Below are 14,276 nucleotides of genomic sequence, written 5' to 3' on the forward strand. Positions count from 1 at the left end.
ACTGTGGGGTTCCCGCCGTGGTCATTGTCCGTGGCCGCGATGCTACTCATCCAGCTCGCGAACGCACTCTCAGTCACCGTGGTCGACCAGGTGGGACCCGCAGGAACGGCCTGGCTAAGAATGTGCTGTGGCGCACTGTTCCTCTGGCCGATCGCCCGCCCCCGTATCCGGTCGATTCGCCGCAAAGATCTCCCGATCCTGCTCATGCTCGGTCTGGTCACGGGGTTCATGACCACCTGCTTCCTCGGTGCCATTGAGCGCATTCCTCTCGGAACCGCCGTAGCAATCGAGTTTCTCGGCCCTCTCCTCGTGGCTGGCATTGCGAGCAAGCGGCGCAGCGTGTTCCCAGTTTGGCTCAGCAGGAGGCAGTAGCGTCTTAGCCTGAATCCACCGGTCGGCCTCTGAGCGATTCCTGATTTTGGCGCTGATTGACTTTCGGTGTTTCAGGCGCGGATGAGGTCCGGGTCTCGCTGCCCGGGGTGTTCCACTGGTGTTCCTGTTGAGGCCGATGTCGGCTGGTTGGTCAGGTGGGGGCGGGTTGTCTCGAGCGGAAGTTCTGGTTGAACAGGGCCGTCCAGGGTTTCTCCCAGGGCCAGTATTCAGGCAGGTGCAAGGTGATGCGCCGTGCGGAGGATGAAATGCGCGCGGGGACGCTGACGAGTTTCCGGCGGATCGTTGCGGTGGTCGCTCGAGCGAGACCGTTTCCGGCGATCGTCGCGGCGACGCGGGTGAGGTTGAACGCCATGACGGCCAGGACCAGCCAGGCGGCGTTGGCGGTGAAAACGCCTGAGGGCAGGTGCGCCAAGGCGCTGCTCTTGAGGTCGGAATTCACCAGCTCTATCGTGGCGTGGGCGCGGTGGGTTTTGTCGGCGGCGACGGTGTCGAGGGTGCTGGTGGTGAAGAAGGCATGGAACCGGTGGGTGTCGAACAGGGTCGGCTGGTCGACGTTTTTCTTGTTCAGTTCCGGAATCCGCCGCACGACCAGGCGCCCGGTGATGTGCTCGGCTTTCTTGCGGGACGTGAACGCGGTGAACGGGACCTCGGTGACTTCGGCGTTACTGATCCACGTTTTGGTGGCCTCGTCGTAGATCGCGTTGGTGTATTCAATCGCGGTCCAGGCGCTGTCGGGGATCGTTCCGATCGCTCGTTTGATGGCGGGGTCCATGCGAGCGGTCACTGAAACGTCGGCGCCTGCTGTGCGGGCCGCACTGATTGACGCGTGACCGTAGAACGCGGAGTCGGCGCGGAAGAGCACGCGAGCTTTTTCGGCTCCGCGGAGCCGCTTGGTGGTGGCGAGGGCGTCACGGATCAACCGGGCGGCGCCGCGCGGTGACCCGCAGGCCCCGCGGCGGAGCCGTTGACCGATGATGATCGGCGCCGACACGTCGGTTTTCAGCGTCGCGAGGATCGCGTTGAGACCGCGCACCCCGGAGTACCCGTAGCCGGAGCCTTCCTTCTGGTAGCCGTGGACTTCGATGATGGTGTCGTCAATGTCGAGGAAGAGGTAACCGTCGGTGTCGTGCACGACGAGTGGGGTTTCGGCGGTGAGGCACCGCACGAAGCGCGAGGCGACGGCGTCGAGTTGCCGGACGTGACCGAAAGTGAACTCGCGCAGGAACGACCCCAACGTCGACGGCGCGTAACAGTTGGTGAAGACCTTCCGCATGCCACCGTGGCGAAGAATAGCGAGGTCGTCGATGGAATCAGCGCCGGCGACCATCCCGCCGACCAGTGAGGTCACTTTCAGGCCGGCGTTGGCGCCCTTGTCGGTCGGGACACTCAGCCACTGATCGGCCAGAGTCGCCAGTCCTGCTCGGGCGGCCAATTTCATGATCGGCACCAGCCCCGCGGACGACACGAGATTCGGGTCGGTGAAGGATGCAGAAACGGCGCGGTTGGTGTGGGAAACTTGCATCTACGAGGTGCTCCTCTGTTTGGCAAATGTGAACTCTCGACAAGTCCTATTTTACCTGATCAGATGGGCATTCTCGGTTTAACGCGCCGCCAGAATATCACGTCGACCGGTGGATTCAGGCTTAGCCCGTATCCGGCCAACCCGTCGAACCTCGGTCGGAGTAGTCGACGTCGACAATTCCATCTGACCGGTCGAGCACCCGGTAAGTGCCATCCCGGCGCGCAATCGGATGCCTACCGCGGGAAGTTGAATATAGACGAATAGAGCGTCTCCAGCACATCCGCCCACCACAGACACGATCGCAGTGCCTAGCCGGAGGAGTTACTGCTGCGGACCAGAGACGTCGTGGCACACTGGAGATCGACCAGTCTGACTGAACAGAAAAGGAGTGGACTGACATGAACTCGCATCCGGGTGGCAAATCAGCTCTACCAGTGAGCGCGCGGGGACCCCTGATCGCGCTCGTGGCTTGGACCCTGGCGTGGAAGGGCGCCTCGCTCTGGCGCGCTGCAAGGGTTGACAGTAAGCCATGGTTTGTCACGCTGCTCATCTCGAATACTTTCGGAATCCTAGACGCCATCTACCTCTTCGGCGTGAGCGGTGTTCGCCGCCATGCGGGACGCGGCGAAGACTCAATCCTTGCCGCGACGGGTGAACCTCAACAACTCGGGCATACGCAAGAAACCTGAAAGCACACCCCAGACGCGCCAGGACTTCGCCACTCTCCGTCGCCATCCTTTGCGACACCCGAAGCTACGGGCTGCGGGAACTTCCTTCAACAACGGCGATACGCCGCGGGCAGCCTCGACTTCGGCCACCCGGTTCGAGCACCGGAGCCTGAATTTGTGAACACGAACTCTCTCTGGCCGAACTTGGAGCGACACGCATTTGGGCTCAATCACAGAGTCAGGGGTGCCCTCGCTCCTCGTTTCACACGGGCACCCATACAGCGCTTTTACGATCCGTAGTTAATTGTTCTGTATGATCTGCACATGATTGCGCCGCAGATCTATGTCACCTTCCCCGGTACAGCGCGCGAAGCGCTCTGCTTCTATGCGGCTGTTTTCGGTGGAGAGCTTTCCCTGCACACCTACGAGGATTTCGGTCGCACCGACGGCCCGCCACATGCCATAGCTCACGGGGTGCTCAAGGGCGCAGTTGCCTTGATGGGATCCGATGCCGCAGCGGGTGAGAACAGCGTCCGGTCTGAAGGCGTCAGGCTCTCGTTGCTGGGAGCTGCGGAACCGGGTGTTCTTCATGAGTGGTTCGACAAGCTCGCCGTTGGCGGCAGGGTCGTTGACGACCTTGCCCCCAAGCCGTGGGGCGCTTCGGATGGCCAGGTTGTCGATCGTTTCGGTCTCCATTGGCTCATCGGATACGAGCCGGAGACTGACTGAGATACAACTGCTCGCCCAGCGAGCAAACTTGGGACGCTCGATGATTACGCAAACAATTTCGCGCCGCGGTCCCGCTTGCCGTCCGGGTTGCAGGCGAGTGCGCCAATGCACCTACCGGGCATCGCACCGGCTCCGACCGATAGCGAGATTGCGCGCCGTGCGCAGATATGCTCGAGGTATGGTCAAGCGACCCTATCGCCGGACGTCGCCAAGGGTTCCTCATTCCGTCGAGCAGTGCTGAGTATGACCTCGATGGGGGCTCCTCGCCTTCCGAGTGCTGGTTGTCGCGCGGGGAGATCACCCTCAGCATGTCGTGTCCGGAAAATGTGACACTCCGCGCGTTCTCAGCGAGCGGGATTGCCCTCGCCGACGAGGACGTGACGCTCAACTGGGTCCGAGTCGGGGGTAGCGAGCGGTGTGGAGGCCCTGAAAAAGCTGGCCCGGTCACCCTCATGATTGCGTCCTGAACCACCAGACGTTCTTCAAATTGGCGCGTTCCGGAGGGGGTTCCCTATCGGGCGCCAACTGATCGGCCTGCGCATCCTCTGGACAAGTCAGTCCGACTGCAGCCCGGATCACTACTTGGAACCACGGCGTCGCCTTTTCAGACACCATTCCCGTGCGACGGGCTGGCCTCAGCCAATCTGTTCGGCCAGCGCGACGATGATGCCCGCGGGGCCACGGAGGTAACAGAGCCGGAAGCTGGTCTCGTACTGCGCCACATCGCCGAGGGATCCGACCGACTCCGACTCCGACTCCGACTCCGACTCCACCGTGCGGTCCGGCTCGTGCGACTTCGGGTAGTCCTGGCGGTGCAGGCCGGCCTTGTTTTGCACCACGAGCGTGCCACTGATAGTCACCCGCGGCGGATCAGCGTCCAGGTCGACGTCGCACTGCCGAAGAGCGAGTACTTCACCGATGCGCGTGGCCGAGCCGCGCATCACCTCGAAGATGTCCCGCACCTGCCCGTCAGACCGCGGCCGGATCATGTCCGGCCCATGCGCCACTCGAGACCCACCAGACGGATGGCAGCGATCTGCTCAGCCGCGAGCGCCTTCGGCGTGTGCAAAGGCTTCTTCATACGCGAGGTTTCCTTCATGGGATTGCGCCGGATGATCTCCCGCCTCACGGCGAAGGCCAGGATCATGCCGAGGAGGGTTCGGGAGTGTTTTGCCCGCGTGTAGGACTTCTCGCGCTGCTGCCTCAGGAAGAGCTCGATGCGCCCGACGGTCACTTCGCGAATGGTGAAATTCTCGAAGAACGGAATCACCAGAACGCGGAGTTCACGTTGGTATGTGTCTTTTGTTCCTTGGGAACGGTCGACGTCGAGCATCACGTCCTCCATCCACGCCTCGGCGAGTACCGGAACGGGCGAGCTAGCGTTGAGCGAGTCACCTGTACCACCGGTGCGCAAGCGGGCCGCCAGATCGACTTTGAGCGCCGACTGCGCTGCGTTGCGGCTCTCACGTGTCGCGCCGACTTGCCGCGACTGCCCGTCCCAGTCGCGGAAGACGGTCGTCGCCCGATACCGCCCGGGACCAAGCTTGACGACGGTGATCGAGCCGAAGGTGCTGATGGGCAGTCGCGGTCGTCCGGCCATCAGTGCTTGCCCCCTCCGCCGGGCAGAGCTCTTTCGGGCTCGTGAAGACCGTCCAGCCACAGCCGAACGTCGGAAACGCGGTAGCGGATCTCCCGGCCGACGCGTATCCCGGAAGGCCCGCGGCCGTCGGTGCGCAGGTCGTAGATGGCCTGCACTTGCACGCCGAGATACTCGGCGAGCTCGCTGGTCGTTAAAACTGGCTCGAGACCGAGCCCGAAGAGTCGTTCACTGTTCATAACCCGTAGGTGCTCGAGGTCACTCCAGAGCGCTCGAACCGGGTCGTGCACCTTCTCTACAAGCGACCGGAGGAGGCGGAGATTTTCGAATAGACAATGGATACACAATGGGTGCATCAAATGAAGCCCTTCTTGTGAAAAGAAGAACCCCTGATCAAATCGAATTTACAGTAGGGCGGGTGGGACTTGAACCCACGACCGACGGCTTGCGCCGAATTCTTTTCTGGACTGTCTGTCCAACGTCGACGGCTCGACTGATCTCGATCTAACCGGGAGTTCCTTGCTTTGTCAGCCTTTATTCTATCGAAAGGCCTCGACCTGCCTCGTCCTGTCTCGACGGAATAAACGTCCAATACCTAGCCGCGCATCAAATGCCTGCCATGCTGTGACTCCCAGATCATGCTGACTTAAGGCCGTTCCCTTGGCAAGGAGAGTCAGGACGATTGGTCTAAAAGGGGCCATTCCCTGCCCCCGACTGCGTGGAATCGCCGAGCAAGCGGTGAATGCCGAAACCTCGGCCAGCCTAGGCTGCTCTCGACCGAATAAGCGGTGGAGGGACGTGCCTGCATCAAAGTCCTTGTTCCTCGACTACAACTTCTCTTCAGGGAGCTCGAGACCGTCCGATGCCTCCACAGTCAGCCTCCGGCGAGTTCCACCTGGCGTCGCAGCCACTCCGGGATGTGCTGAGCACTGCGCGGGAAACGCTCAAGGTCTTGGACGTAGCATGACGGGTCAATGGGGAAATCCCAACTGGGTTCATCATCATAGTTGAATGTCGAGTGCAGACTGCCTGCAGCCGTGACCGTGAACTCAGCGCTGAACCAGGTCCCGAGATCTTCGCGCCACATGTTCGCCCGTAGCTCATCGGTATAGCGGTCCGCGGCTTCATCAACCAGGACGCTCACATAAGTCCCGTCAACACGAGCGACTCTCGCCGTCACCTGTCCGACCGGGACAGTCGCACTGACTCTAAACAGGACGCTGTCAAAGCCGATTGGGATACTCGAATAGAGAATTTTGCCCAGTTTTTCCAGAATAATCCGCTGTCCGAGCACGCCCGGGTACTCCGAGAGCTCAGCTCCTATTGGCGAATCTGGCACGGTAGACCTCACCTCCATCGACTTGATATGAAACGCGAATCTCGCTAGGTACAGGACTGCCCTCAGGGTACAGCGGCCGGATTGAGACAGCAATATTGGGTGGAGGATCCCCCGCGAGGATTGATCGCCACCGGTTCTCGAGGTTGAAGTAACTCGGACCCGAGCCGCGGTTGACCTCGCGAAGCATGGCCACGAGGTTGATACGCTCAGCGCCACCAGCTGTTGCATTTCCGACGAGATGCCCACCGTCGAAGCCGATGCCACCAATGGACCCCACAGTCGATTGAACGTGCCGAGACCTTGGGGCATCTCCGAGCCCCAGGTGCGCGACGTCGACGGAGCTGACTCTGGCCAAGTCATCCGTTCGGAAGACGTGTTCGCCGCCAACGATATATGTGGCGTTCGCAAGCGGTTTTTGGAGGTCTGGGTTAAGCGCGGCGCGCGGACCATAGTCGGTCTCCACGACTACTACTCTTCCGAGATCGTCTGTATAGAACGTCCCTCTACCCTCGACGTCATATGCCGTATTCGGAGATAGGCCAGTGCGCTCGGCAAAGGGCGTCCTAACCCCCGGAACATCGGAACCGGCGACGATGGTCCGGTGTGTAATCGTCGGGTGCTGGACCTCGGGCTGCCACTGGGCTGGACCTGAAACCGGCTCGACGCCCGCCGGCCGAGCTGGCGGTTCAAACTGAATGGTGTCCGGGCCGAGTTCAGAATCAACGACAACAGGCCGAGCTGGCGCGTCAATCTGAATTGTGTCCGGGGCGCGCCCAACATCAACGCGGGAAGCGACGCTGTGCAAAACACCCCCGCCACTTCCGGGCTCACCAACCGCGAGACGGGGCACCGCACCGAACCCGGCACCGTCCGGGGTGACGGCTGAGTATCCAGGTTGAATGCGCACCGTCGGGATGGAATCAGCGAGGGTGTGCAGGGCCTGCGCGAGAGCGCCACGGGAAGCGTTCACACCCGAGACGAGGCTCAGCCTGGCGGCATCCGTTACGACCGAGAGCCCGTGCCCCGCGTGCAGCAGGCCCGCGGTTGCCCCGCGCACACCCCAGGACCCCGCCGGCACAGCGAAGTCAGCCACGTGACCCACGATGGTCGCCGCGCGCCCGCCGATCGAGGCGGCCTTCACCCCGGCGCCAGCCCCGCCGCCGAGGAACAGGGAACCCACGTTCACGAGCGTGGCACCTGCCGCCTCCGCGGGGTTCTCCGCCCACTTGTCCGACGCCACCAACGCCAGGACCGCGGCGTCCACCTGAGCGGTTGATTTTTCGTAAAAGTCAGCCTGCACGCGCGCAGCCAGATCGGTGCCCTGCCCGGCGGGTGGAGTCACTCCGTACTGGGCGTAGGAGGCAATCCCACCGACCAACATCCCCACACCGAACCAGGCCTGACCCGCCAACTCCCCATCGCCTTCACCGGTCACCGCGTTGAAGCCCACGAGCGCCGCAGCGCCCTGCCACATGCCCACAGCAGCATCCCACGCGCCATCACCGAACGACTCAAGGCCCGACCGGTCACCATCGGTCGCCGCGCCCCACGGCAAGACCACCCCGTCGGCATTCATCTCGGCGGCAGTGTGCGGCACGACCGGCGCGACTCGAGTATCGTCGCGGAGCGCATTGATCGCGTTGACGCAGTCGGCACTGGCCGTGTTGAGCGCCGCGACCTCCGCATTCACCCGGCGAAGCAGTTCTTTGTTGGCCTCCACCGACGGCTTGTGCTCCCGCCACGTGATCACCATCGGCAACATCCCCTCCACTCCTGGCGAAACGAGGCTCCACAGCCACGACGGGTAGTCCGAATCCCCCGCATAGACCGTCACGCCGCCCGACACGTCGGCGACGAAGGCCCGTGCCTCCTCGCGAATCGCAGCGAGGCGGGTCTTCAGGGGCGCCACGTCGTCGGCGAAGTCCGCGACAATCTTCGACACGGCGGTAAAGGTCTGGCCGAGGGCGGCGGAATCCACCGAAACAGGGTTCATCACGTCGAGCAAGTCGGTGGCCTCCGGCGCCACATACACCCCAGACAGCGCAGCCCACTCCGTGACAACCGCCGCACCCTTCTCGGTCACCGCGGTGCCAGCTGCCGAGAAACCGGTCGCGGAACCGACGATCGCGGCGGGGTCCATGTCGTCGCCCGGGATCATGTCCGGGTTGATCAGATCGCCGTCCACCGGGCAGGTCGTGGCCGCCATCAGGGTGTTCCGCCCGCGTTGAAGAACGACAGATCACCGGATGACGCGGCATGGCTGGCCGCCGTCTGCGCGGTGACCGCCATCTCCTCATCCCCTTGGATGTAGCCGATCGTAGCCGTGCTCGCTCCGAGAGACCCCGCCGTGATGCGGTTGCCGATCGCCGTGAGACGACCCTGCTCGCTCTCCATCAACGCCTGAATCGCGGCCGGGACATCGGCCATGTTCGGGCCGGCACCTGTCGCGAGTTCTGCGAACGACGTCGACGCGGAGTCGAGGGCCGTGCGGAGCTCGGTCGCGGCGGTTTCCACCGAGGCGAGAACAGACTGCACGCCGGACGGGTCGATGCTCCAGCCACTCATGCTGAACGCTGAGAAGGACTCGACAAGCTCGACCACCAAAGTCGCACGGGGCTATCCGATGTTCTGAACGGCGCAACGACCACGAGCGAGAGCCGACTGGGCGGTCTCGTCATTCGATGCGAGGGAGGAGCGCAGCGACGTGATGATCTGCTTCACCTGCCCGGCAACAGTGTTCCAGCGAATTTCCTTCGACGCGTACTCCTCCGACACACCGTCGGCCTGGTAGTCGGCCATCATGGCCTTCACGTCGGAGTCGCGCTGGTCGATGAGGGCCTCGAGGCGGCCCGCGATCGAGTTGAAGTTGTCCTGCGCATTCTGTGATGCGGCAATGTCATAGTCGCGGCGATCCGCCGCGTTTGCGCCTGTTGCCATGAGTGTGTTCCCTATCCCCGTGAACCGAACCGTGCGGAGTCGAAACCCGCCCCGGATTGCGCTGATGTCGTCTGATCGGCGAGCTCCTGGTCGGCCTGGCCGAACGCGAGGTCCTGCCCCGCGATACCGGTGAGGATCGACCCCAGCGCACCGTTGAGCTCAGCGGAAATCGAGTCCGTCTCGTTCTTGAACCTGTCGAACGCGGCGCGACCTGCACCGTTGAACCGGCCCTCGAGCGGCGCGGCAGCCTCGAACAACTGCTTCACGAGCGACCCAAGGTCGTCGGACGAGGTACTCGTCTTCTTCGTGAGATGCGACAGAACGTCGGATCCCATTGCAAACTTCATGCCAGCCATCGAAAGCCCCCAGAGATTGTGCTTCAGCTCGTGAAGTCTAGACCACCAAAAAGACGCGCTGTCTACCCTCGGGCGCTGGGACCCAGATTCCACCACATGGGCCGAGTTACGCTGCGAGCCAACTCATCACCGAGCCGAAAAGTCATCGAGTATCCATCACTCGTTGGCGAGAACAGCACCTAGGCCAGCCCAGACCAAGCCAGACCAACCCAACCGCGTCGTGCACCGTGTCGCGGAGCGGCCGGAACAGGTGGGTACCGAGCAATAAACGTCCAATAAACGGCATGCAGGTCAAACCCTGTCGCCATTGGCAGAAAGAGAAGTACTGATCAAAAGCTATTTCGAAGGGAAAGTCGACACTTGAACCCAAGACGCAACGAACCCGGTGTGAGCTTTGACATCGCGAAGGAAGCGAGAAAACCCTGATCAATTGCTATTTCCGTGTTATCCAAGTCTTGGACTCTCGCGACCGAAACTAGAGTTATTGCTGCTTTCGGCGAATTGGGGCCGAGGAGAATGCCTGATCAAATGCTATTTCTTCGGTAGGGCGACTGGGACTTGAACCCAGGACCGACGGATTATGAGTCCGCTGCTCTAACCAGCTGAGCTACCGCCCCAAAAAGCGCGACCAGAAGGTCGCACCAACAAACGTAGAGCTAATCGGACGTATGAGATGACGCCCCGTTAGGAACAAGATCACTGACCGGCTCCCCACGATACAGGCATTCGAACGTGTTCAGAGTGCGCTTGATGTCGTGCGCCGCAATGAGTCGAAGCGACTCCCGCTTGAGCGCCTCGAGGCGTTCCGGCGCAGCGGTGAGCACCGCGGTCAGCTTGTCGGCCATGTCCTGCGCGTCACTCGGCTTGAATAGGTACCCGTTCGCCTCGTCGTGCACAAGGTGAGGCAGGGCCATGGCGTCAGCGGCCACGATCGGCAATCCGGAGGCCATGGCCTCCATCGTGGCGATGCTCTGCAACTCGGCGATGGAAGGCATCGCGAACACCGTGGCGCGCGAGTAAGCCGCGCGCAGCTCTTCGTCTGTTACATAACCGGTAAACGTGACGCGTGAGCGGATGCCGAGAGTGTCGGCCAGATGCTCCAGGTTGCGTTTTTGATCGCCTCCACCGACGATTTCGACCTGCGCATCGAGGTCGGGCGACAGCCGCGCCGCCGCTTTAAGAAGTACGTCAATCTGCTTCTCACCAGTGACGCGACCGACGAACAGGATGCGGTTCTCGGTGCGGGGCTCGAAATTGGGTGTGTAGTTGTCGGCGTCGATTCCACATGAAATGGCGTACACATCGGTAAGACCGGTGTACTTCTCCAAGAACTGTGCAGCCCGTCGAGTTGGGGTTGTCACGGCCGCGGCTCGACCGAATGTGCGGCGCGCGGCCCGCCATGCGGCCTTGATCACCCGATCTTGGAATCCCACCGGAATGAGGGAGAACTTCACCATGTTCTCGGGCATGAAATGGTTTGTGCCCACCAAACGGATATTGCGTTTGGCGGCTTCGATCGACACGCCACGCCCCACATTGATGTGCGACTGAAAATGCACGACGTCCGGTCGGAAGGAGTCAAGAATGCGTCGGCTTTCACCGCGAACCAGCCACGGCAACGCGAAGCGCAGCCAGTCGTGCGGATACCAGCGCCAGCTGTGCAAGCGATGCACCACCATCGGCTGGCCTTCGTGCATCTCGGTCCAGCTACCATGCTTGCGGGACGCGGCTGGGGCCATGATTTGAACTTCATGGCCGCGCGCTACCAGGCCCGCCGCGAGCCTCTCGGCAAACCGCGCGGCACCGTTCACGTCGGGCGCGAAGGTGTCGGCAGCGATGAGCACACGAATCCGAGGTTTCTCGGTTGGCGCACTCACCGCGCTCTCTGGCGTATCGCCCGGAGTCGGGCTGCTCAGCAAGTCGGTCGAATCTGACAAGTGGCGTGGTCCCTACGTTGGTTGGCCGGGAATCGTCTTCCGGCAGGAAATCTTGGGCGCGCTCGGCATAATTGACACTGCGCACTCGAACCCTATTCTAAACCGTGCAAACTTTGCCGTGTCCCGCACCGTGGTTGGCGAAAATTCTTCACCAGTCAGCGATCAAGTTGAGGGTGATAGCGCGCGAGCAGAAACACACCCCAGATGGCGATTGCCCCGGCCACCATGAACGCCACCGCTGCTGCGGCCGGTGCCTGGCTGGCTTCGCCGAGCACGATAATTCCAATGCCGACAGCGACGAGAGGGTCAACGACGGTGAGCCCGGCAATGACGAGGTCAGGCGGTCCCGAGGCATACGCGTTCTGCACAAAATATGCCCCGAGCGTGGCAGCGAGCAGGAGTCCCAGCACACAGGTCAGGGTCAACCAGTCGAAGTTGCCGTGCTGGGTGCGGTTAATGACGACCTTGGCGAGGGTGGCCACAAATCCGTAAAGCACCCCCGCTCCGAGAATGTAGAAGATTGCCTGCGAACGGCGGCGTAAAAAACCGAAGGCGAGAGCGAAGCCCAACAGAACAACCGCGAGCACGATGAGGATGGTCACGAGGTTGCGGTCGGTAACGGGTTTGTCTACGGCGGTGAACGCCGCCACGGTCACGAACAGACCGACCCCGCCCACGCACATGGAGATGGCGACGATGCTCGCGCGATTGAGCTTGACCCTGCTGACACGTGCGTTCAGAATGGCGGTAATGACGAGCGCTACCGCCCCGAGCGGCTGCACCACGATGAGTGGTGCAAAAGCAAGACTGGTGAGTTGAAATACGACAGCGAGGCCAAGCATGAGCGTTCCGAACACCCAGGATGGTCGGGTGAGCAGCATGGTGAGTTGCCGCACGTTCAGCCCGCCGGTTGCTTCTTTGGTGCGCGCCTCGACTTTGGTCACGCCGCGGTGCTGAAATTGGGCGCCGAGGGAAAGAAAGATTGCACCGACCAGGGCCAACGGAATTCCGATGGCCTGACGCGGATCAATAGCGATTTCAGTCGCCAGATCGGTTAGGTCAGAGGTCACTTCATGACCCTATCGACAAGCTTGCCGATATTCTGGTGAAATGGCCGTACGCGCGATAGTAATTTCAGGTGACCCCGTTCTCCACTCCCCCGCTGCACCCGTCGTCGATTTTGACGATAATCTGCGCGAATTGGTGCGAGACATGTTCGAAACGATGGATGCCGCGCCGGGGGTTGGTCTTGCCGCCACGCAGGTAGGCGTCGGCCTGCGCATCTATACGTACAGTTATGAAGACGACGACGAGGTCTCGTGGCGTGGCGTGGCGATAAATCCCGAACTCTGGATCACTCCGGTCTCAGCCGAGCCCGTCAATGACGAGGACGTCGATGAAGACGAAGGGTGCCTGTCTTTTCCGGGTGAACGTTTTCCGTTGAAACGGGCTCAGTCCGCCATTTTGCGCGCCGTCGACACCGAGCAGAATCCGTTCGAAATTCGAGCGGATGGCTGGCTTGCCCGCATTTTCCAGCACGAATACGACCACCTCGAGGGCACGCTGTATGTAGACCGGCTCGAGCATGTCTACGCCAAAATGGCAGCGAAGGTCGTGCGCAAGAAGAGTTGGGGTGTGCCCGGCTTGAGCTGGACACCGGGCATCGACAACCTCGAGGGCTGACTCGGGCGCGGTGGGCGCGCTCAGCCTCACCCAGTATCGAGGGGCCTGCCGCTAGGTCAGTGCACGCAAGCCGGCGGCAACCAGTGCCGCCACAATCACCACCACGATGAACGGCGTCTTGATTGCAAATAGCCCGGCCGCTACGATGACGGCCGGGACGCGGGCGTCCACGGTAAGGGCCTGACCGTTGCCGAGCGTCTGCACGGCGATCAACGCTGCCAACAGCGCCACCGTCAGCAGGTCGGCGATGCGGGAGGGCGTGGGCTTCTGCAGCAGCGCGGGTGGCACGAGGTATCCGGCCAGTTTGAGCGCGAGCACCGCGATCGATGCAGCGATGATGATCTGCCAGAGCGTCATGAACACGGTTCCTTTCCAGCGGATGCGGCCCCGACGTCGTTCGGTGTTCCCCACCAGTTGAATGCGCCTGCCACCACCGCGACGAGAGCTGCGACCAGCACCGGCAGGCCCGGCATCAACACCGGCGTCAGCGTCGCTGCGACGACCGCCGCCGCCACGGCGACCGCAACCGTCTGCATCCGCTTCAACCGAGGCCAGAGCAGGCCGACAAAGGCTGCAGCGGCCGCAGCATCCAGCCCATAGGCTCGCGTGTCGCCCAGCGCGTCGCCGATCAGCGCACCAACTAGTGTGGTGATGTTCCAGCCGATGAAGACGGCCAGGCCGGTGACCCAGAATCCAGTGCGGCGGCTGCGCGGTGTCGGCTGGGCGAGGGCCACCGCGGTGGATTCATCAATGGTGATCCAACCGGCAGCAAGCCGTTTGCCGAGACCGCGCCCCACGATCGGAGCGGTGCGCATGCCGTAGATGCCGTTGCGCACACCGAGCAGCGCCGCACTCGCGATGGCAGGCGCGCCGGCAGCGACTCCGCCGGCCGCCAGTACGCCAATGAGGGCGAATTGCGAGCCACCGGAGAACATGACGATGCTGATAAAGCTGGTCTGCCAGATATCGAGTCCGGCGGCGACTGACAACGCGCCGAAGGACACACCGTAGGCGGCGGTGGCGAGCCCCACCGCGAGGCCCTCACGAATCGCCAGCCGTTGTTGGCGAGTTTCGTGCAACGGGTCGGGCGCGGTCAGGTCGGTCACGGAGTCGGA

17 protein-coding genes and 1 tRNA gene are annotated in these 14,276 nt (G+C 62.3%); 4 read left to right on the forward strand and 14 right to left on the reverse strand.

Annotation, left to right across the window (positions count from 1 at the left end):
- Positions 1 to 39 precede the first annotated feature (39 nt).
- Positions 40 to 372, forward strand: coding sequence for an EamA family transporter (locus tag QMK22_RS03695; RefSeq protein WP_502857047.1), 333 nt, complete (start codon positions 40 to 42; stop codon positions 370 to 372).
- Positions 373 to 523: 151 nt separating this feature from the next.
- On the opposite strand, the gene QMK22_RS03700 is transcribed toward QMK22_RS03695, so the two are convergent.
- A complete protein-coding gene (locus QMK22_RS03700; RefSeq protein ID WP_283496278.1) occupies positions 524 to 1,915 on the reverse strand; it encodes an IS1380 family transposase in 1,392 nt (463 codons plus the stop codon).
- Between the two features lie 398 nt (positions 1,916 to 2,313).
- Between QMK22_RS03700 and QMK22_RS03705 the strand changes: the two genes are divergently transcribed.
- Entirely contained in the window at positions 2,314 to 2,604 is a 291-nt protein-coding gene (locus tag QMK22_RS03705) for a DUF5652 family protein (protein WP_283496279.1), read from the forward strand.
- Between the two features lie 303 nt (positions 2,605 to 2,907).
- A complete protein-coding gene (locus QMK22_RS03710) occupies positions 2,908 to 3,312 on the forward strand; it encodes a VOC family protein (protein ID WP_283496280.1) in 405 nt (134 codons plus the stop codon).
- 635 nt (positions 3,313 to 3,947) lie between these two features.
- Here QMK22_RS03710 and QMK22_RS03715 read toward each other — a convergent pair.
- The 11 genes from QMK22_RS03715 to QMK22_RS03765 form a co-directional block, all read right to left on the reverse strand.
- Positions 3,948 to 4,301 (reverse strand): hypothetical protein, encoded by a 354-nt coding sequence (locus tag QMK22_RS03715; RefSeq protein ID WP_283496281.1) that lies wholly within the window; start codon positions 4,299 to 4,301, stop codon positions 3,948 to 3,950.
- A complete protein-coding gene (locus QMK22_RS03720) occupies positions 4,298 to 4,912 on the reverse strand; it encodes a phage integrase central domain-containing protein (protein ID WP_283496282.1) in 615 nt (204 codons plus the stop codon). The genes QMK22_RS03715 and QMK22_RS03720 overlap by 4 nt, the downstream gene beginning before the upstream one ends.
- Positions 4,912 to 5,148: a helix-turn-helix transcriptional regulator gene (locus QMK22_RS03725; protein WP_283496283.1), complete on the reverse strand. Its 237-nt coding sequence runs from the start codon at positions 5,146 to 5,148 to the stop codon at positions 4,912 to 4,914. Before QMK22_RS03725 ends, QMK22_RS03720 begins: the two co-directional genes overlap by 1 nt.
- A 635-nt stretch (positions 5,149 to 5,783) precedes the next feature.
- A complete protein-coding gene (locus QMK22_RS03730; RefSeq protein WP_283496284.1) occupies positions 5,784 to 6,248 on the reverse strand; it encodes an antitoxin YezG family protein in 465 nt (154 codons plus the stop codon).
- Positions 6,223 to 8,454 carry a DNA/RNA non-specific endonuclease gene (locus QMK22_RS03735; RefSeq protein ID WP_283496285.1) on the reverse strand — a complete coding sequence of 744 codons (2,232 nt, stop codon included), beginning with the start codon at positions 8,452 to 8,454 and terminating at the stop codon, positions 6,223 to 6,225. Before QMK22_RS03735 ends, QMK22_RS03730 begins: the two co-directional genes overlap by 26 nt.
- Positions 8,454 to 8,813 carry a DUF6507 family protein gene (locus tag QMK22_RS03740; RefSeq protein WP_283496286.1) on the reverse strand — a complete coding sequence of 120 codons (360 nt, stop codon included), beginning with the start codon at positions 8,811 to 8,813 and terminating at the stop codon, positions 8,454 to 8,456. The genes QMK22_RS03735 and QMK22_RS03740 overlap by 1 nt, the downstream gene beginning before the upstream one ends.
- Before the next feature lie 51 nt (positions 8,814 to 8,864).
- Positions 8,865 to 9,185, reverse strand: a complete 321-nt coding sequence (locus QMK22_RS03745; protein ID WP_283496287.1) for a pore-forming ESAT-6 family protein — start codon at positions 9,183 to 9,185, stop codon at positions 8,865 to 8,867.
- Positions 9,186 to 9,196: 11 nt separating this feature from the next.
- Positions 9,197 to 9,532 (reverse strand): hypothetical protein, encoded by a 336-nt coding sequence (locus tag QMK22_RS03750; protein WP_183323589.1) that lies wholly within the window; start codon positions 9,530 to 9,532, stop codon positions 9,197 to 9,199.
- A gap of 552 nt (positions 9,533 to 10,084) precedes the next feature.
- Positions 10,085 to 10,158 (reverse strand) — tRNA-Ile (locus tag QMK22_RS03755).
- 39 nt (positions 10,159 to 10,197) lie between these two features.
- Positions 10,198 to 11,460 (reverse strand): glycosyltransferase, encoded by a 1,263-nt coding sequence (locus tag QMK22_RS03760; protein WP_502857049.1) that lies wholly within the window; start codon positions 11,458 to 11,460, stop codon positions 10,198 to 10,200.
- Positions 11,461 to 11,633: 173 nt separating this feature from the next.
- The gene (locus tag QMK22_RS03765; protein ID WP_283496288.1) at positions 11,634 to 12,548 is read right to left on the reverse strand and encodes a DMT family transporter; all 915 of its coding nucleotides are present in this window, start codon (positions 12,546 to 12,548) and stop codon (positions 11,634 to 11,636) included.
- Positions 12,549 to 12,588: 40 nt separating this feature from the next.
- Here QMK22_RS03765 and def point away from each other — a divergent pair, with 40 nt between their 5' ends.
- Entirely contained in the window at positions 12,589 to 13,161 is a 573-nt protein-coding gene (gene def, locus QMK22_RS03770) for a peptide deformylase (RefSeq protein ID WP_283496289.1), read from the forward strand.
- A gap of 51 nt (positions 13,162 to 13,212) precedes the next feature.
- On the opposite strand, the gene QMK22_RS03775 is transcribed toward def, so the two are convergent.
- Positions 13,213 to 13,518 (reverse strand): AzlD domain-containing protein, encoded by a 306-nt coding sequence (locus tag QMK22_RS03775; RefSeq protein WP_283496290.1) that lies wholly within the window; start codon positions 13,516 to 13,518, stop codon positions 13,213 to 13,215.
- Positions 13,515 to 14,267 (reverse strand): AzlC family ABC transporter permease, encoded by a 753-nt coding sequence (locus tag QMK22_RS03780; protein ID WP_283496291.1) that lies wholly within the window; start codon positions 14,265 to 14,267, stop codon positions 13,515 to 13,517. Before QMK22_RS03780 ends, QMK22_RS03775 begins: the two co-directional genes overlap by 4 nt.
- Between the last annotated feature and the right edge of the window lie 9 nt (positions 14,268 to 14,276).

The organism is Cryobacterium sp. PH29-G1 (assembly GCF_030063365.1).
Taxonomy (GTDB): domain Bacteria; phylum Actinomycetota; class Actinomycetes; order Actinomycetales; family Microbacteriaceae; genus Cryobacterium.